At 35.5% G+C, this 17,344-nt stretch carries 18 protein-coding genes; 15 read left to right on the top strand and 3 right to left on the bottom strand.

Translation table 11 applies throughout. The annotated features are described in order from the left end of the window. Positions 1 to 776: 776 nt before the first annotated feature. The 9 genes from ACTJJ9_RS24570 (at position 777) to ACTJJ9_RS24610 (ending at position 8,932) form a co-directional block, all read left to right on the top strand. Positions 777 to 2,267 carry a BglG family transcription antiterminator gene (locus ACTJJ9_RS24570; RefSeq protein ID WP_145584863.1) on the top strand — a complete coding sequence of 497 codons (1,491 nt, stop codon included), beginning with the start codon at positions 777 to 779 and terminating at the stop codon, positions 2,265 to 2,267. Further along, positions 2,257 to 2,706, top strand: coding sequence for a PTS sugar transporter subunit IIA (locus tag ACTJJ9_RS24575; protein ID WP_145584865.1), 450 nt, complete (start codon positions 2,257 to 2,259; stop codon positions 2,704 to 2,706). Before ACTJJ9_RS24570 ends, ACTJJ9_RS24575 begins: the two co-directional genes overlap by 11 nt. After that, a complete protein-coding gene (locus ACTJJ9_RS24580; protein WP_145584867.1) occupies positions 2,706 to 3,023 on the top strand; it encodes a PTS fructose transporter subunit IIB in 318 nt (105 codons plus the stop codon). The genes ACTJJ9_RS24575 and ACTJJ9_RS24580 overlap by 1 nt, the downstream gene beginning before the upstream one ends. Before the next feature lie 28 nt (positions 3,024 to 3,051). Next, complete coding sequence (locus tag ACTJJ9_RS24585; protein WP_440768975.1) at positions 3,052 to 3,507, top strand: PTS sugar transporter subunit IIA; 456 nt, start codon at positions 3,052 to 3,054, stop codon at positions 3,505 to 3,507. A 29-nt stretch (positions 3,508 to 3,536) separates the two neighbouring features. After that, the gene (locus ACTJJ9_RS24590; protein ID WP_095301392.1) at positions 3,537 to 4,631 is read left to right on the top strand and encodes a PTS fructose transporter subunit IIC; all 1,095 of its coding nucleotides are present in this window, start codon (positions 3,537 to 3,539) and stop codon (positions 4,629 to 4,631) included. A gap of 138 nt (positions 4,632 to 4,769) precedes the next feature. Further along, positions 4,770 to 5,459 (top strand): D-allulose 6-phosphate 3-epimerase, encoded by a 690-nt coding sequence (gene alsE / locus ACTJJ9_RS24595; RefSeq protein ID WP_145584869.1) that lies wholly within the window; start codon positions 4,770 to 4,772, stop codon positions 5,457 to 5,459. Positions 5,460 to 5,935: 476 nt separating this feature from the next. Continuing rightward, positions 5,936 to 6,766 (top strand): 5-dehydro-4-deoxy-D-glucuronate isomerase, encoded by an 831-nt coding sequence (gene kduI, locus ACTJJ9_RS24600; protein ID WP_095301394.1) that lies wholly within the window; start codon positions 5,936 to 5,938, stop codon positions 6,764 to 6,766. Between the two features lie 169 nt (positions 6,767 to 6,935). Next, positions 6,936 to 7,931, top strand: coding sequence for a 2-keto-3-deoxygluconate transporter (gene kdgT, locus ACTJJ9_RS24605; protein ID WP_145584871.1), 996 nt, complete (start codon positions 6,936 to 6,938; stop codon positions 7,929 to 7,931). Between the two features lie 50 nt (positions 7,932 to 7,981). Further along, on the top strand, positions 7,982 to 8,932 hold the full coding sequence (locus ACTJJ9_RS24610; RefSeq protein WP_145584873.1) for a sugar kinase: 951 nt from the start codon (positions 7,982 to 7,984) through the stop codon (positions 8,930 to 8,932). Positions 8,933 to 9,144: 212 nt separating this feature from the next. Here the strand turns inward: ACTJJ9_RS24610 and ACTJJ9_RS24615 are convergent, their stop codons facing one another. After that, entirely contained in the window at positions 9,145 to 9,906 is a 762-nt protein-coding gene (locus ACTJJ9_RS24615; protein WP_145584875.1) for an IclR family transcriptional regulator, read from the bottom strand. A 651-nt stretch (positions 9,907 to 10,557) separates the two neighbouring features. Here ACTJJ9_RS24615 and ACTJJ9_RS24620 point away from each other — a divergent pair. From ACTJJ9_RS24620 to ACTJJ9_RS24635, 4 genes are all read left to right on the top strand, one after another. Further along, positions 10,558 to 12,036 (top strand): SulP family inorganic anion transporter, encoded by a 1,479-nt coding sequence (locus ACTJJ9_RS24620; RefSeq protein ID WP_145584877.1) that lies wholly within the window; start codon positions 10,558 to 10,560, stop codon positions 12,034 to 12,036. Between the two features lie 131 nt (positions 12,037 to 12,167). Beyond that, positions 12,168 to 12,605, top strand: a complete 438-nt coding sequence (locus tag ACTJJ9_RS24625; RefSeq protein ID WP_145584879.1) for a DUF2521 family protein — start codon at positions 12,168 to 12,170, stop codon at positions 12,603 to 12,605. Between the two features lie 78 nt (positions 12,606 to 12,683). Continuing rightward, the gene (gene cwlD / locus ACTJJ9_RS24630; RefSeq protein WP_095301400.1) at positions 12,684 to 13,397 is read left to right on the top strand and encodes an N-acetylmuramoyl-L-alanine amidase CwlD; all 714 of its coding nucleotides are present in this window, start codon (positions 12,684 to 12,686) and stop codon (positions 13,395 to 13,397) included. Positions 13,398 to 13,484: 87 nt separating this feature from the next. Then, a complete protein-coding gene (locus ACTJJ9_RS24635; protein ID WP_095301401.1) occupies positions 13,485 to 14,534 on the top strand; it encodes a P-loop NTPase in 1,050 nt (349 codons plus the stop codon). Between the two features lie 43 nt (positions 14,535 to 14,577). Here the strand turns inward: ACTJJ9_RS24635 and gerD are convergent, their stop codons facing one another. Beyond that, complete coding sequence (gene gerD / locus ACTJJ9_RS24640; protein WP_095301402.1) at positions 14,578 to 15,159, bottom strand: spore germination lipoprotein GerD; 582 nt, start codon at positions 15,157 to 15,159, stop codon at positions 14,578 to 14,580. A gap of 145 nt (positions 15,160 to 15,304) precedes the next feature. Here gerD and ACTJJ9_RS24645 point away from each other — a divergent pair, with 145 nt between their 5' ends. Beyond that, on the top strand, positions 15,305 to 15,910 hold the full coding sequence (locus tag ACTJJ9_RS24645) for a KinB-signaling pathway activation protein (protein WP_145584881.1): 606 nt from the start codon (positions 15,305 to 15,307) through the stop codon (positions 15,908 to 15,910). Positions 15,911 to 15,987: 77 nt separating this feature from the next. On the opposite strand, the gene pdaB is transcribed toward ACTJJ9_RS24645, so the two are convergent. After that, the gene (pdaB, locus tag ACTJJ9_RS24650) at positions 15,988 to 16,749 is read right to left on the bottom strand and encodes a polysaccharide deacetylase family sporulation protein PdaB (RefSeq protein ID WP_145584883.1); all 762 of its coding nucleotides are present in this window, start codon (positions 16,747 to 16,749) and stop codon (positions 15,988 to 15,990) included. 121 nt (positions 16,750 to 16,870) lie between these two features. Here pdaB and ACTJJ9_RS24655 point away from each other — a divergent pair, with 121 nt between their 5' ends. After that, entirely contained in the window at positions 16,871 to 17,083 is a 213-nt protein-coding gene (locus tag ACTJJ9_RS24655) for a hypothetical protein (protein WP_095301405.1), read from the top strand. The last annotated feature ends 261 nt before the right edge of the window (positions 17,084 to 17,344 follow it).

Genomic DNA, 17,344 nt, shown 5'->3' on the forward strand with positions numbered 1-17,344 from the left:
GAGAAGTCTATATAATCGTTATGAAATTTTACGTCAATCTTAATAGAACCGCCGTATACCGAACGGTATGTACGGTGGTGTGAGAGGTCGGGGGTTAGTCACTCCCTCCTACTCGATTGCGAAAATAGCTTTTGACCCGAGGACACGATATTAACCACACGGCCACATTTCATAGCTAAATGTACTTTTGAAAATTTTGTGCGTTTGTTCTTCTAAAAGGTTAGTAACATGTGTATATATGTTCATTGTCTTTTCAATACCAGAATGCCTTAATCGTTCCTGAAGCTCTTTGCCCCAGGGGTTATTTTCTAATACCGATGATTATACCAAGAAACAAATATTGAAAGAATGTAGAAGTAAATTAGAAAGTGGGAAAATAATACAGCTTTAAGATGAAACGTTGCTAAAAGAACAATGTGTCACTTCATATAATGAAGTTTTACGACCCGAAAGAATAGTTTTATATGGAAACCATAAATAAGCATAATAAGACCACCAAGATAGAGGCACAGCATCCTTGCACGGCTATCTTTGTAGCTTTACAGAAGGTTTCATATCATTAATACAAAATATAAGTTTTTCATCATCTTCTCAGTGATTTTCCTATTGAGGGAGGCAAGGGAAATTGTCCTTGCCTCTATTAACGTTTTAATAGAGAGTGTCGATTTTAGAAACGCCTTATAGAATGTCTAAAAAAAAGTGACCGTTGCAACGGTCATTTTTCAGCGAATTGTCTTTTATATTGTGTGTTAGTATTTTATCAGGGAGGCATGGAGATGAGTTCAAATTGTAACCGTGAACAAGATTTGTTACTGTTTCTTTCAAAAAATCAAGGTTATGTTACTTCAAAGGATCTCCTAGAAGTACTAAATGTTTCTCAAAAAACAGTATATCGTTTAATAAATAAAATTAACAACGAGTACGTGGACAGCCCTTTAATTATATCTGAAAGGGGGAGAGGGTATAAACTCGATTACGAAAAATTTATTAATTATCAAAAAAACAATAATAAATACAAAGAAATACAATTTTCCCCTAACGAGAGACGTAAACGAATTATGGAAGAACTATTGTTGTCTTCGCCTAAACCTATAAATGTTTACCACTTATTCAGTCATTATCATGTAGGAGACTCCGTTGCTTTTAATGACGAACAGATAATGAGCGAAGAGCTTAAAAAGTACAATTTAGTTCTGGAGCGAAAAAATAGAACACTTGCCATACAAGGGGATGAAGTTAATATTCGGAAGGCCATTAAAGATATTATTGAAATCTTTAATACGATTGATATCGATGATTTAAAAAGGAATCAAGAACTTAGTTTTAATCAGTACGATGTTTTGTTTATATTGGATCAACTAAGAAAGATTGAAGAGGATTTAGATATAACAATTCCCTATCCATATAATGTAAACATTTTCTCGCATCTGTATATACTACTAAGTCGCTCAAGAAAAGTTCCTACTAGGCTGTTTACCGATAAGATTTCGATTGAAGAAATGGAAAATATGAAAAGAGATATTTTATATCCGGTTGCAAAAGATATTGTCCATAATATTGAAAAGTATTTGAACAGTTCATTGCCAGATATTGAGATTTACTTTCTTTATCAGTATTTAGTGTCATCAAGAATGCAGGGATCTCTTGTTAAAACTTCGACTTTTTCATCAAAAGTTATCCAAGTGACGAAAGCATATATTGACGGGATGAGTACTAGTTTAGGAATTGATATAGACAGTCAATCCATTTTTATCGATTTAGCCAACCATATTAAGCCGATGCTTAATCGATTGGAGCATAAAATTCGAGTGAATAACAGCTTGTTAAGTCAGATTAAGGTAACGTATGAAGAAGTATTTTTCGGTGTAACAAACGTATCTGAATTGGTAGGTGAAAAATTCAACTTACCAGCTATAAATGACGATGAAAATGGGTTTATCACCCTCTATTTTGCAAAAGCAATTGAAACGGGCCAATATCAACGCCCAATAAAAACACTAATCATGTGTACGACAGGAATTGGAACTTCAGAGCTTTTAAAAGCAAAAGTTTCAAAGAAATTTCCCGAGTTAGAAATAGTTGATGTAGTAGCATCACGAAATATAAAAATGATAAAAGAGAAATACTCAGATGCTGAATTGATCCTGAGTACTGTTCATATTAAGGAAGACGTACCGATTCCTTATTTATTAGTAAGTGCGATGTTTACAATTGATGATCAGAAAAGACTTCAGGGAAAGATAGAGGAAATTTATCATGGAGATTAATTCAATCTATCAAGTTTATTTTAATTGTGTCTTAAAAACAAAAGAAGAAGTACACTCTTTTATTTCTGAAATCGTATGTCAGGATAATCCTTCGCAAAAAGCGGAAGTTATCAATCAATTAAATGAAAGAGAAAAAGTAGGCAGCACTTTAATTGCTGAACATGTGTTATTGCCTCATATCGAAAGTAATCAAATAAAGAAGAGTCAAATTCTATTGATTCGGTTAGCAAGTCCAATCCGATCATGGGATTGCCAGACAAAGGATATCCATTTATTGATAGTTATTTTATTAAAGGAAAATGAAAGCGTTCAAATAAAGAAGGAAATAGCCTTATTCACCCGCTCTTTAGCAGATGAAGAGTATTTAACCCGATTATTGAATAGCCGTGAAAAAGAAAGCTTTATTAAAGAAATTTTAAAAAATCAGGAGGAAAAATAATGAAAATAGTAGGAGTTGCTGCATGCACAGTTGGGATTGCACACACATATATCGCACAGGAGAAACTAGAGAATGCCGGAAAGAAAGCAGGCCATGAAATTCATATTGAAACACAAGGAACGATTGGCACAGAGAATGAACTGTCTCAAAAACAGATCGATGAAGCAGACATCGTTATCTTAGCCGTAGATGTTAAAATCGCGGGAAGAGAACGTTTTGAAGGGAAAAGAATCATCCAAGTGTCAACAGAAATAGCTGTAAAATCACCAAATAAATTAATTGAAAAAGCGGTAGAAGTTGTAAACCAAAAGAAATAATTTAAGCCATCAAAAATAGGAGGGGAATATGATGGAAGTAAAAGATATTGTCGATATAAATACAATCAAAACCAACATAAATGTTAAAAGCAAGGAAGAAGCCATCCAAGAATTAGCAGAGGTATTGCTCCAAAATGAATACATTACAGATATTAAAGGGTTTTTAAAAGATATCTATGCTAGGGAAGCAGTCGGACAAACTGGAATCGGGAATTATATTGCGATTCCTCATGGTAATAGTCATTCTGTAAAAAAAATAGGAGTAGCGATTGGGATTACACAGGAAGAAATCCCTTGGGAGACGCTCGATGGGAAAGGTGTAAAGGGAATCATTCTTTTTGCTGTAGGAAAAGAAAATGATGGATCACAACAACATCTAAAATTATTATCACTATTTGCAAGAAAATTAGGAAACGATGAAGTCGTTGAGAAAATGCTAAAGTCGAAGGATGCAGAAGACGTGAAAGATGCTTTATGTAATTAAAAAGACTTTTAGTAATAGGGGGGGTAAAGATGAGTAAAATAAAAAATTTAAATCTTAAAGGTCATTTATTGACGGCAATTTCATATTTGATTCCAATTGTTTGTGGTGCAGGTTTTTTAATCGCAATTGGTATGGCTTTTGGAGGTACTAGTCAAGGTACATTAGTACAAGGTGAGTTTTCCATTTGGGATGCTTTAGCAACCATGGGTGGGGCTGGCTTAGGTTTACTACCTGTCGTTATTTCTACAGGGATTTCTTATTCAATTGCAGGAAAACCAGGGATCGCTCCAGGTTTTATAATTGGTTTAACTGCTAATGCAATTGGTGCTGGATTCATTGGTGGGATTTTAGGAGGATACTTATCGGGTTATCTTGCTGTAGCTGTTTTAAAACATGTTAAAGTTCCAAGCTGGGCTAAAGGATTAATGCCAACTTTAATTATTCCATTTTTGACCTCTATTATTGGTGGGTTAATCATGGTTTACATTATCGGTATCCCGGTCGCTGCTTTTACATCTCTATTAACAAATGCATTGAACGGTTTAGGGTCTTCTTCATTGTTAGTATTTGGTGCAATTATAGGTTTATTGAGTGGGATTGATTTTGGTGGGCCTATTAACAAAACTGTATTTGCCTTTGTATTGACAATACAGGCAGAAGGAATTAATGGACCTATTACTGCTTTACAATTAGTAAATACAGCAACACCTATTGGATTTGGGTTAGCTTACTTTATAGCAAAAATGTTTGGAAAAAACATCTATACACCAGTAGAAACTGAGGCATTGAAATCGGCAGTTCCAATGGGTGTTGTTAATATTGTTGAAGGTGTTATTCCGATTGTTATGAATGATATTGTACGTTGTGTAACGGCAGTAGCGATTGGTGGAGCAGCAGGTGGAGCCGTAACGATGGTGTTAGGAGCAGATGCAACTGTCCCATTTGGTGGCGTATTGATGTTACCAACGATGTCTCAACCATGGACGGGAGCTGTAGCCATATTAGTGAATGCTCTTGTAACAGGGGTAGCTTTGGCATTGCTTAAGAAAAATGTCAGTCAAGAAGATGAGCGAGTAGAAGTTGAAGAGGAAGACATTGATTTAGATGATATTCAAATTATTTAAGCAAAATGCAAGTGAAATGAAATGTGAAGAGGCAGAAAATGTAAGCGGAACAATACTTCAGAGCTAGTGGATGGGGTGACGACAAGCCCTACTATTATTTCAAAAGAAAATAACGGTTTTGTGGAGGATAAACAGATTATGAGAAAAGTAGAATTTTCACCATCATTGATGACAATGGACTTAGATAAGTTTAAAGAACAAATTACTTTTTTAAACAATCATGTAGACTCTTATCATATTGATATTATGGATGGGCATTATGTTCCCAATATTACTTTATCGCCTTGGTTTATCGAAGAAGTACGAAAAATAAGTGATTTACCAATGTCCGCCCATCTTATGGTAACGGATCCAAGTTTCTGGGTTCAACAATTAATTGATTTAAAGTGCGAATGGATTTGTATGCATGCAGAAGTACTTGATGGTTTGGCTTTTCGATTAATGGATCAAATACATGATGCTGGATTAAAAGCAGGGGTAGTATTAAATCCAGAAACGCCTATTGAAACGATTTTTCCTTATATTGAATTAGTAGATAAAATTACAATTATGACAGTGGATCCAGGGTTTGCTGGGCAACGTTTTATCGAAAGCACCTTAGATAAAATTGTAGCATTAAGGGAACTACGAGAAGAAAAGGGATATCAATATGTTATTGAGATGGATGGATCATCTAGTCGAAAAACATTTAAAAGAATTGATGAAGCCGGCCCTGATATTTATATCGTAGGTCGTAGCGGTTTATTTGGATTAGATGAAGATATCGAAAAATCATGGGAAATCATGTGTAAAGATTATGAGGACATGACTGGGAAAGTAATATCATAATAATATAAAGGAACTGGGCAACCCCCGCTATGCTTCAAGAGGTTTAACGCAGCATATTCCTCAAAAACATGAAAAAAGTGAAATCAACGGTGGATTTCACTTTTTTCATGTTTTCAGAAGCTAATTATATTTAACAAAATAAATTCCACTGTTACTTTCCCCTTTCTCCACTATATTAGCTCTACTACTATCTATTGTATGATAAATGCCTATTAATTTTGTTTAGGAGAGGCTACTTAAGTAGTCTTATTTTTTTATGAAAAATCAATTCACCATTATTTTTGTCAATTTTTATCTAGTAATTCGTTTGTGAAAACGCTATAATTATTTTGCGGAACATCATACCACGATGTGGAACAAGTTGTTGTTGAATGTTAAATTTTGAGTCTAATCTAAAGTTGTTTTACGGATTGTTGTTATTCACCAATGAATGAAAACGCTTAATTTAAAAAGACAATATAAGGGAGATGGAGATTATGGAAATAAGATATTCAACACATCCAGAGCAAGTAAAGGCATTTACGACAGAGGATATACGCAAGCATTATCTCATCGAGGAATTGTTTGTACCAAATGAAATAAAGCTTGTTTATACGATGGAAGATAGAGCAATCATTGGTGGGATTACACCAACTACAGAAGCAATCTCTTTAGAAGGCTATGATGAAATTAAAGCAGATTACTTTTTAGAGAGAAGAGAGGTTGGGATCTTTAATGTAGGTGGTCCTGGGAGCATTTCTGTAGATGGTGAGCAGTATCAAATGGAAAATAAGGATTGCTTATACGTTGGGTTGGGTAAAAGGGAATTATTGTTTACTAGTGAAGGAGCTGAAAATCCAGCAAAATTCTATTTGTTTTCAGCACCAGCACATAAGGAATATCCAACTCAGCACGTAGCATTTAAGGACGTTGAAGGAGATCGATTAGGTTCACTTGAAAATGCCAATGATCGTGTGATTAGGAGAATGATACATAATGAAGGGATCCAAAGCTGCCAGGTTGTGATGGGAATGACACAATTAAATACTGGCAGTGTATGGAACTCAATGCCAACTCATACGCATAATCGCCGTATGGAGGTATATCTCTATATCGATTTAGATGAACAATCAAGAATGTTTCATTTGATGGGTGAGCCAACAGAAACAAGACATATTGTCATGAAAAATGAAGAAGCCGTTATTTCACCTCCTTGGTCAATTCACTGTGGAAGTGCAACGAGTAGTTATACATTTATTTGGGCAATGGCAGGAGAAAACAAAACCTATAATGATATGGATGCCGTATCAATTGAACAATTACGCTAGGTTAAAATAAATCCAAAAATCGGGGTCAATATAGAAGACATCTAAAGAATAAGAAAACTTCCTTTGATTTCATAATAGATAAAGAACGCATGAGCAGCATGAAAAGTCAACTCTATCTAATTAAGCCTTGAAATTACACATTTTAATTTGAAAGGTAAGGTAGATATTTATGAAGATTATGAAGACGATTGAAAAGATCCCTGGGGGTCTAATGCTCGTTCCATTGTTTCTTGGAGCTATTATTCGTACACTTGCTCCAGAATCAGGGGAGTATTTCGGTTCATTTACAAATGGATTGATGACTGGAACTGTACCGATACTAGCTGTCTGGTTTTTCTGTATGGGAGCAGGAATTAATATTAAAGCAACTGGTACAGTATTAAGAAAATCCGGAACGCTTGTATTGACGAAAATAGCAGTTGCCTGGTTGGTGGCAATTGTAGCGTCTCTGTTTATTCCTGATGGTGGTATTCAATCAGGCTTCTTTGCTGGATTATCAGTTCTTGCACTAGTGTCTATGATGGATATGACAAATGGTGGTTTATATGCTTCTATTATGCAACAGTATGGAACAAAAGAAGAAGCGGGTGCATTTGTTTTAATGTCGCTAGAATCAGGACCATTAGTAACGATGTTAATTCTCGGAACAACGGGGTTAGCTGCATTTGAACCACAGGCATTTGTCGGTGCTGTTCTTCCATTTGTGGTTGGATTTATTCTTGGAAACTTAGATCAAGATTTTCGTAATTTCTTTAGTAAGGCAACACATACGATGATTCCGTTCTTCGGATTTGCTTTAGGTAATACAATTGATTTAACTGTTATTGCGCAAACAGGTCTTTTAGGAGTCATTCTTGGAATTCTAGTGATTATTGTAACAGGAATACCATTAATGCTTGCAGATAAATTTATTGGGGGAGGTAACGGTACAGCAGGGATTGCGGCATCAAGTACAGCAGGTGCAGCCGTAGCAAATCCAATGATTATCGCTGAAATTAAACCTGAATTTCTTCCAGAGGCACAGTCAGCTACTGCATTAGTTGCTGCAGCTGTCATTGTTACATCGATATTAGTACCAATTTTAACAGCATATTGGTCAAAGCATATGGATAAGAAAAATAAAAAGCCTGTTATAAAGGATGAAAATAACGCTACTGTTTTATAGTTTTGCATGACAATATTCTTTATGACAACATTCGGGAGGGGATTTTTAAGGTGAGTAAAATTTTAACTGTAGGGGAACCGATGGCTTTATTTGTGGCAGAAAAGGAAGGACCATTGGAGGATGTTGAGCATTATAGTCGTTTTGTAGCAGGAGCAGAGGTTAATTTTTCTATTGGGATGTCGCGATTAGAACATCAAGTAACATATATTTCACAAGTGGGATTAGATCCCTTTGGAAAATATATAAAAAAATTTCTTGAGCAAAATAAAATAGATACATCACTTGTCACGTTTGAATCAAATTATGGAACAGGAATGCAGTGGAAGCAAAAGGTAGCAAGTGGGGATCCGGAGGTACATTCTGCTCGTAAACATTCAGCTGCTTCTCACATGGGTGTTGAAAAGCTAGCAAATATAAAGTGGGATGAATTTGATCATCTACATTTAACCGGAATACCTCCCGCATTATCTGGAAGCTGCCGCAATATGATTTACGAGCTAATAAAAGAAGCTAAAGCAAAAGGTATACAAATTTCCTTTGATACGAATTTGCGACCTGGCCTTTGGGATAGCGAGGAAACGATGGCACATGTAATCAATGACCTTGCATTTCAAGCAGATATTGTTCTACCAGGAATCGACGAGGGAAAACTATTAACTGGGAAACAAAATGAGCGTGAAATTGCTGAATTTTATCATGCAGCAGGGGTTAAAACTGTTGTCATTAAATTAGGTGCAAAAGGTGCTTTTACAAGTTCAGATGGAGAACAATTTTATACCGAGGGGTACCCTGTAAAAAAAGTAGTCGATACTGTAGGTGCTGGGGATGGCTTTGCGGTTGGTGTTGTTAGTGGAATTCTAGAGGGGTTACCTATAAAAGAAGCAGTAAGACGTGGAACGATTATTGGTGCTCTAGCTGTTATGTCACCTGGAGACAATGATGGTTTGCCTGATAGGGAAAAGCTTGAGGTAATTGCAAAAGGATCAGTAGCTAATTCCTAGAATATACTTGAGGAGAGAAAACAAGAAGATTGTTTTCTCTCCTCTTTTTATTTTCCTATGTTAAAGGTTATTGATTGGAACAGATATAGAAGCGTGTCAATAGGAGAACCACAGTCCTTTTGCTGAGAAATTCCCGAACCCCCGTGGAAAGCGAATGCCTGAAACGGAAATGAACAGCATGTTTAACATCGTTTTTTTCAAATAGTCCGTTATTAACCGCGATATCCGAGATTTCTTGAAATATCAATACTGTACTGTTTCATTTTATCTACTAAAGACTCTTCAATAAAATCAGTGGTCATTCGATTATTTGGGCCAGAGATACTGAAGCTTGCAATGATTTCTCCATCGTGATCATAGATTGGAGATGCAATACAGCGAAGAACGGCCTCATTTTCACAATTATCTAAAGCATATCCTTTGTTTTGAACGTTTTTAATTTCCCCTAGAAATTCTTCCTTAGAGGTGATAGTCGTAGATGTTTTTGGAATGAACGTCATATTTGAAATCAGTTCATTCTTTTTATCCTCTTTCATCCCGGAAAATAAAATTTTTCCTACTGCTGTACAATAAAGCGGAGCACGACTGCCGATACGAGAATACATTCTGACTGTTTGGTTACTTTCGATTTTATCGATGTAAACTACCTCACCACGGTCCTCAATACATAGATGAACCGTTTCATTGACTTCTTGACATAATTTTTCTAAATATGGCTTTGCGATGCTTATGATATTTGTATTATTTAATAAATTCCTTGAGAGAAACAATATTTGATACCCGAGCTTATATCTGTCTGTTTTCTCATCCTTAACAACATAATTCATGCTTGATAAGGTTGCTAGCATTCGATGGATCGTGCTTTTCGTTAATCCAAGTTGCTCTGATAAACGGGTAATTTGCATACCTTCTGGATATTCAGAAAGCTTGTTCAATATTGTTAAAGCTCGTTCCAGTGATTGAACATTAGACATATATAATCTACCTCTTTTAACATAATGATTTGATAGGAGAATAATAATGAAACAGTGTTTTACTATATGATACGGCAAGGCTATAGTAATGTAAATTTAATTATCTAGCACATTTAATGGTCATGGAGAGCTAGAATGAAAGGGAAATAATGAAATTTTATAAAAAATCAAAGATGATATCTGAGATAGGTGATGAAGATACATTTTTATCAAGGACTTACATAATAACGGGTAGTAATTGGAGAAATTCATACTTTTTCACAATAGTGATAGTCTTGAAATTTATTAAGTAAAATAAAGAAGCTAGTCTGTACTTATCATGAACACTATTGATAGCATAACCTCAAAGCGAGATGCCTCCATAATGTGAGACACTGTCTTCGGCAACCTGTATGTCCTTAAACGTCATTGTTTCCCTTTCTATTAACTGAAAGGTAGTTTGGATTAATTAGGAAAGGGAATTTTATTGTTTTTGTTGATTTCAATGATAGAGATAGTATTGAAGAGCATATAAGAGCAATTATTGATTGATGGCGTTTACATGTAATTTCACAAAAACGGCAAATCTCTATATAATTCACTTGTTATGAACGGACCCGACTTTCATGAGAGTTGAAAGTCACAACTAAAATTAATGGAAGAGGTGTCATTTTGAATTTAAGTACAATTAAATATTCATGGTTTGGCAATATCAAGGGAGATATATTAGCGGGAATTGTTGTAGCCCTTGCGTTAATTCCTGAAGCAATTGCGTTTTCCTTAATTGCTGGTGTAGACCCAATGGTAGGATTATATGCTTCATTTTGTATCGCAGTAACAATAGCTTTTGTCGGTGGTCGACCTGGAATGATTTCGGCAGCAACAGGAGCAACCGCACTGTTAATGGGGTCATTAGTTTCGGAATATGGTTTGCAATATCTTCTTGCTGCAACACTATTAACAGGTGTTCTACAAATCATTATGGGAATCTTGAAGCTGGGCAAATTAATGAAATTTGTTCCCCGATCCGTCATGACTGGCTTCGTGAATGCATTAGCAATTCTTATCTTTACCGCACAATTGCCTCATTTTAAGGGTGAATCATGGGAAATGTATGCAATGGTAGCAGGAGCCCTTGCGATAATATATATTTTACCGCGGTTTACCAAAGTGGTGCCGGCTCCATTAGTTGCAATTGTTGTCATGACCATCATTGCGGTTTTGACAGGCAGTGATGTACGAACAGTGGGGGATATGGGCGAATTAACTCAGCAGTTACCAGTGTTTTTATTTCCGGATGTTCCTTTAAACTTTGAAACATTACAAATCATTTTCCCGTATTCATTATCGATCGCAATTGTTGGGCTTGTTGAATCATTATTAACTGCATCAATTGTTGACGATATGACTGATACGGAAAGCGATAAAAATAAAGAAGCACGTGGACAAGGGATTGCTAATATTGTTTCTGGCTTATTCGGTGGAATGGCTGGATGTGCGATGATTGGCCAATCTGTTATTAATGTAAAATCTGGTGGGAGAGGCAGATTGTCTACATTTGTCGCGGGAGGATTTTTATTAGTTCTTATTATTGCTTTAAATGATATTTTAGTTCAAATTCCAATGGCAGCACTTGTTGGAGTTATGTTTATGGTTTCGATTGGAACGTTTGACTGGTCTGCTTTAAAGACCCTTCACAAAGTACCATTAACAGATACTTTAGTTATGATTACGACTGTTGTTACAGTTGTTATGACACATGACCTATCTAAAGGTGTTCTTGTTGGGATTATCATGAGTGCGATTTTCTTTGCTGCTAAAATATCGAAGGTGAAAGTAACGAGCATTTTATCAGCTGGTGCATCGAAAAAGGTATACAAAGTATCTGGTCAATTGTTCTTTGCATCTGTTACTGACTTTGTCGATAGCTTTGATTATAAAGAGGATGTAAAGGAAATTGATTTGGACTTATCACAAGCGCACTTATGGGATGATTCAGCAGTTGGTGCTATTGATAAGGTCGTCATAAAGTACCATCAAAATGGGGTTAAAGTGAGCTTAATTGGCTTAAATGCGGAAAGCAATAAGCTAATGGAACGAATAGCTGTCCATACAAAACAAGATGGATTGAAAAAAGCTGTAAACCATTAAAAGGATAAAAAGAGCATCGATTTTGATGCTCTTTTTTGTTTGTTTAGATAATAATAGCTAAGAAAATTGGAAGAGATTTCTCGAATGATATGTCAGGAGGGATGAACAATACATATAAGGAGGCTTTCGATATGAGTGACGTTATTTCGATTAAACAAAAGCGATATCAAAAGGAATTGAAATATGAGAAAAAAATGCTTAGGGAGCTTTCTTTAACAGAAATAAAAAATCAAATGAACTTTTGCTTCGGTAAAATGATCGACAATGGCAGGAAAAAAATAATAGAAGAAGCATGTGTAGATTATGCAATTGAAGCCTTTTTGTTAGGGGCTAAATACAGTCGTTTTGGCTATTATGGAGAGACAATGGATGCTGCTAATAAAAGATGCCAACATGAAGAAAAACGGTTAATTGATGAATTTTATGATTACTTTCTTAATTGGGGGAAAGTTAAGATAAACGATGTCTCATATGATGAATTATATATAGCGAGTGAGCATTATATCCATACGTTTTGGCAGGAAGGTTTTATTAAGGGTGAGAAGCGATATAAGTTAAGACTTCATTAGAAAAATCCTCTATTTTGATTATCATATTCCTCCTGATTGTCCCATATATTGAAATGAGGACGAGCAGGAGGGGAAAGTATGAAAAAGAAAATGAAATGGTTTGGCTTTTTAGCTGGTTTTATATTGTTGCTTTTCCTATTTCAATGGCAATTTTCCGATAATAATTCATGGGAATCATGGAATTTGCCCCTTACAGGGAAGGTTATTTATTTAGATCCTGGACATGGCGGTCCTGATGGTGGAGCTGTCGGGAGCACGTTGCAAGAAAAGGATGTTGCCCTTAGTATCTCTTTAAAGTTAAGGGATTATCTTCAAGAGCAAGGTGCGCTTGTTTTGATGACAAGAGAAGAGGATGTTGACTTAGCTGATAAGGATACGTCCGGATATAGCAGACGGAAAGTAGAGGACTTAAAAAAACGGGTTGAAATTATAAATGAATCAGAGGCTGAACTTTTTCTTAGTATCCATCTAAATGCTATACCTTCTGCTAAATGGAGCGGTGCTCAAACATTCTATCATGGAAAATTCGTTGAAAATGAAAACGTCGCGAAATTTATCCAAGATGAACTACGGAGAAATCTGGAGAACACAGAACGAGTAGCAAAACCGATAAATGGGATATATCTGCTTAATAAGGTTGAAAAGCCTGGTGCTTTAGTAGAAGTAGGTTTCCTATCAAATCCGTTAGAAGAAAAAATGCTGTCAACGGAAGAATACCAAGAGGAAGTAGCAGCATCAATTTATAACGGCATCCTAAGATATTTTTCAAATGAAGAAAACCCACCTGATTAATATAAATTCTGTTCAAGGCTTCATTCTCTAACTATTGATTTTGTTATGGTATACTGAATGTAAACGAAATCAAAAAGGGTGGTTAGGATGCTAGGAGAAGTAGAATTACGTAAAATCATCGGACAACTGCAAGAGCCTTTTTTACATAAAACATTAGAAGAATTAAATGCAATTGAGGAAATAAAAATAAAAGAAGAAAAAGCACATGTTAGTTTTAAAATCGGAATTTCAAAGCCAAATTCAGCTGAACAGCTACAATTACAACAGCAAATTGTCACACTCGCTAAACAAAATGGAGCGGAATCTGTTGGACTTCGTTTTCATCAGCTTCCTGAAGAAACGATTTCGGCTTTTCAAGACCAATCAACAAATGAAGATTTGCTAAGTCCAAATAGCAAAACGACCTTTTTAGCAATTGCCAGTGGTAAAGGTGGAGTAGGTAAATCAACTGTATCTGTAAATCTTGCTGTGGCTCTTGCTCGCTTAGGGAAAAGGGTTGGATTAATTGATGCGGATATTTACGGGTTTAGTGTACCGGATATGATGGGGATTACAAAACGACCTGTTGTTCGAGGTGAAAAAATTATCCCTGTTGACAGATTTGGGGTAAAGGTCATTTCAATGGGCTTTTTTGTTGAGGATAATGCACCGGTTATTTGGAGAGGCCCAATGTTAGGGAAAATGCTTAATAATTTCTTTCATGAAGTTGAATGGGGGAATTTGGACATTCTTTTGCTTGATCTTCCTCCAGGAACAGGTGATGTAGCGTTGGATATTCATTCTATGCTTCCATCCTGTAAAGAGATTATCGTTTCAACTCCACATCCTACTGCTGCATTCGTTGCGGCAAGAGCGGGAGCAATGGCACTGAAAACAGACCATGAAATAATCGGAGTTATTGAAAATATGGCATACTTTGAAAGTGCAATAACGAAGGAAAAGGAGTATGTCTTTGGACGTGGCGGTGGAGAAAAACTAGCTGAAGAGCTTCGTGTACCACTAATAGGAAAAATACCTCTTCAACAACCAGATTGGAATGAGGATGATTTTGCTCCATCAGTTTATGCTGAGACTCATTCAACTGGTAGAATATATCAGACAATTGCTGAGCAAGTGGTAGAATTATTACATGTTTAAAAAGCGCTGGTTTCAGCGCTTTTTTGTTTATCAATAAATTACCTTATTCATCACCTTTGGGTTTCTCTTCGCCTTTTCCTGCCTCTTCAGCAGCCTTTAATAGTGTTTCTTGGATTTTAGCTTTGTATAATGGGCTTTCGAGAGTTTCCGAAATGACCTCTTTTAGATGCTCTCTAAATTCTTTACTTTTTAGAGAGGTTTGTAAGCTTTTTTCCATCTCAGGATCTTGAAATACCTCGATAAGAAGCTTTTGATATTCCGGATCGGTCATTAACCCCTTTATGACTTTTTCATGCTCTTCCTGTAAGCTTTTTGCAAAGCTCTCAACGAATTTAGGGTCTTCAAATACCTTTTGCCAAAACTTAGTTCCCTCTTCAGAAGTAAGTGTTTTTTGAATTGTCTCTGTCACGGTTTTTTGATCCATAATTAACGCTTGCTGCATATCCTCAGCCTTCATGACTTCCTGCAATGCCTTTTTGCCATCGTCAGTTTCGAGTATGTCTATCATCATTTTTTTCGTTTCATCATAATCCATCTGGGATCCGGCTTCTTCGCGAGGTGCACACCCAGAAAGCATCACATATAGCGATAATGCAAGAATTATGAGGAGCGTGTATCTCTTCATTAATCCAAGCTCCTTTCAATTTTTCTTTACAGTTTATATTTTTGAATGAGATGAACGAATTTATACGAGGAAAAAACTTATGATGTAGCAATTTAACAAAAGGATTGGTAAAATCAATAATAGTAATGTTATGGAGGATATTGTTGTGAAAAGTCGAAATTGGGTACGCTTTTTTCTAAGTACTTTACTTGTAGGCGGTATATCAACAGGGATTATTGGTTTTGCATTAAGGTGGTCAGATTATCAGGAGCTATTTATAAAATTTGATTTTTTAGAAATTATCTCAGTCTTATTTTGGCTATTTGGAGTCGGATTAATATTTAGCGTAATTAGCCAAATGGGTTTTTTCGCATATTTAACAGTACATCGCTTTGGATTGGGAATATTTCGTTCCATTTCAATGTGGAACTTAGCTCAAATTGTATTAATAGCATTTGTCTTATTTGATTTAGTTTATTTCCGATTTCAGGTATTCGCGAAGGATAATGAATCAATTATCCCTTATGTGTTAATAGCTATTTACATATTAGTTGTTGGCCTAATTGTTGCATACTTTAAGCGAACATCAACGAATAAGGAAGCGTTTATACCTGCTTTATTTTTCATGGTTGTAGTAACTACAATTGAGTGGTTTCCAGCGCTTAGAGTAAATGAGGAAGATTGGTTACTTCTTATGCTAATACCAATCCAATTTTGTAATGCCTTTCAACTCCTAATGCTCCCTAAATTCACTCAAGCAAAAAAGAGCTAGTCCTGAGGTGACCCCCAAAAGTTAGATTTTTCTACTAACTTTTGGGGTGCAGTACATTCTCGCTAGCTCTTTTCTATTTACTTTACCTCTGATGTTTTTGTTTCCGCGTTCGATATTAATTCTTCGACAGTTACATTTTTTAACCCTTTGTTTTTAATCTCATTAATGATAGATGGAAGTGCCTTATTTGTTTGTTTCGCCCTGTCAGAGGCATGTAAAAGGACGATGTCGCCACCTTTAATTGAAGAAGTTGTATTACGAATGATGTTCTCAATACCTGGGTTCTGCCAATCATTAGAATCTATACTATAATGGATGACTGTATAACCGTGCTTTTCTGCTATATTAAGTACTTCTCGATTGAAGTTTCCACTAGGTGGTCTTAATAAAGAAATATTTTTAACCCCTAGTTTTTTAAAAACCTCTTGTGCCATTAGTAAATCTTTATTAACTTCGCTTGCTTCAAGATCAGTATAGTTTTTATATGCATATCCCATACTTCCGATTTGGTGACCGTCCTTTACCATCCTACTAACAAGATCAGGGTGTCTTTCAGCCCATGATGCAGAGAGAAAGAACGTTGCGCTTACGTTATGTTTCTTTAAAGTATCGAGAATCGGCTCTGCTTTTACATCTCCCCAACTAATATCAAATGTTAATGCAACCTCCTTTGTTTTTTCCTCACCTTTATAAATCGCCTTAGGGCCACTTGAAGTAGAAAATACGGGATAGTTTAATACGGTTTCTACATATATGATTCCAGCAGTAAAAAAGGCAGCAAGCATTATCATTGCAAGTTGCTTAATTTTCCTCATATGAATGACATGAAACTGATTCATCCTAGTCCTCCTCGTCCGAGCTTCTTTGTGACAAGTCTATGCTTGGACTTTTGTGAAAATGATTAGAAATGCAAGAAAAAAGATAAAATAGATTTAAAAATGATTTAATGAGGTGGAATGTTTGATTTACTATACGTTATCAGAAAAGGAGAGAATAGAGCTTGAAATGTTAATTGAAAAAGAAATCAACATCGTACAGGAGTTATTAAAGGAAGATGAAATAAATAAACGGTCACATATTGTTAAGAAAGCAATAGAAGAAAAAAACCATTTATTAAACGTGTTAATGATGAAGTTCTCAAAAAAACGAAAAAAAGTTTATAAAAGAGGTTGATCTCTTAAATAAATGATGATATATTATAAATCGCCGCTCAAACAGCGGATGATTTAAAAAAGCAATAAAAGTTATTAAAAAAACATCTTGACTTACTAAATGAAAGATGTTATATTAATAAAGTCGCTTCTGAAAAGAAGTTGAAATGAATGTTCTTTGAAAACTAAACAAAACCAAGCGTGCCAACGTTAATTTCGATTAACAACAAATCGTACTATTAAGTACACAATGAGCAAGTCAAACACTTTATTGGAGAGTTTG

The organism is Metabacillus sp. 22489, from assembly GCF_052044855.1.
GTDB classification, from domain to species: domain Bacteria; phylum Bacillota; class Bacilli; order Bacillales; family Bacillaceae; genus Metabacillus; species Metabacillus niabensis.

What these genes read in the sequence shown, in the direction of transcription:
- ACTJJ9_RS24570 (WP_145584863.1), top strand. Translation starts at nt 777, where the DNA reads ATGAGTTCAAATTGTAACCGTGAACAAGATTTGTTACTGTTTCTTTCA.
- ACTJJ9_RS24575 (WP_145584865.1), top strand. Translation starts at nt 2,257, where the DNA reads ATGGAGATTAATTCAATCTATCAAGTTTATTTTAATTGTGTCTTAAAA.
- ACTJJ9_RS24580 (WP_145584867.1), top strand. Translation starts at nt 2,706, where the DNA reads ATGAAAATAGTAGGAGTTGCTGCATGCACAGTTGGGATTGCACACACA.
- ACTJJ9_RS24585 (WP_440768975.1), top strand. Translation starts at nt 3,052, where the DNA reads ATGATGGAAGTAAAAGATATTGTCGATATAAATACAATCAAAACCAAC.
- ACTJJ9_RS24590 (WP_095301392.1), top strand. Translation starts at nt 3,537, where the DNA reads ATGAGTAAAATAAAAAATTTAAATCTTAAAGGTCATTTATTGACGGCA.
- alsE (WP_145584869.1), top strand. Translation starts at nt 4,770, where the DNA reads ATGAGAAAAGTAGAATTTTCACCATCATTGATGACAATGGACTTAGAT.
- kduI (WP_095301394.1), top strand. Translation starts at nt 5,936, where the DNA reads ATGGAAATAAGATATTCAACACATCCAGAGCAAGTAAAGGCATTTACG.
- kdgT (WP_145584871.1), top strand. Translation starts at nt 6,936, where the DNA reads ATGAAGATTATGAAGACGATTGAAAAGATCCCTGGGGGTCTAATGCTC.
- ACTJJ9_RS24615 (WP_145584875.1), bottom strand. Translation starts at nt 9,906, where the DNA reads ATGTCTAATGTTCAATCACTGGAACGAGCTTTAACAATATTGAACAAG.
- ACTJJ9_RS24625 (WP_145584879.1), top strand. Translation starts at nt 12,168, where the DNA reads ATGAGTGACGTTATTTCGATTAAACAAAAGCGATATCAAAAGGAATTG.
- cwlD (WP_095301400.1), top strand. Translation starts at nt 12,684, where the DNA reads ATGAAAAAGAAAATGAAATGGTTTGGCTTTTTAGCTGGTTTTATATTG.
- ACTJJ9_RS24635 (WP_095301401.1), top strand. Translation starts at nt 13,485, where the DNA reads ATGCTAGGAGAAGTAGAATTACGTAAAATCATCGGACAACTGCAAGAG.
- gerD (WP_095301402.1), bottom strand. Translation starts at nt 15,159, where the DNA reads ATGAAGAGATACACGCTCCTCATAATTCTTGCATTATCGCTATATGTG.
- pdaB (WP_145584883.1), bottom strand. Translation starts at nt 16,749, where the DNA reads ATGAATCAGTTTCATGTCATTCATATGAGGAAAATTAAGCAACTTGCA.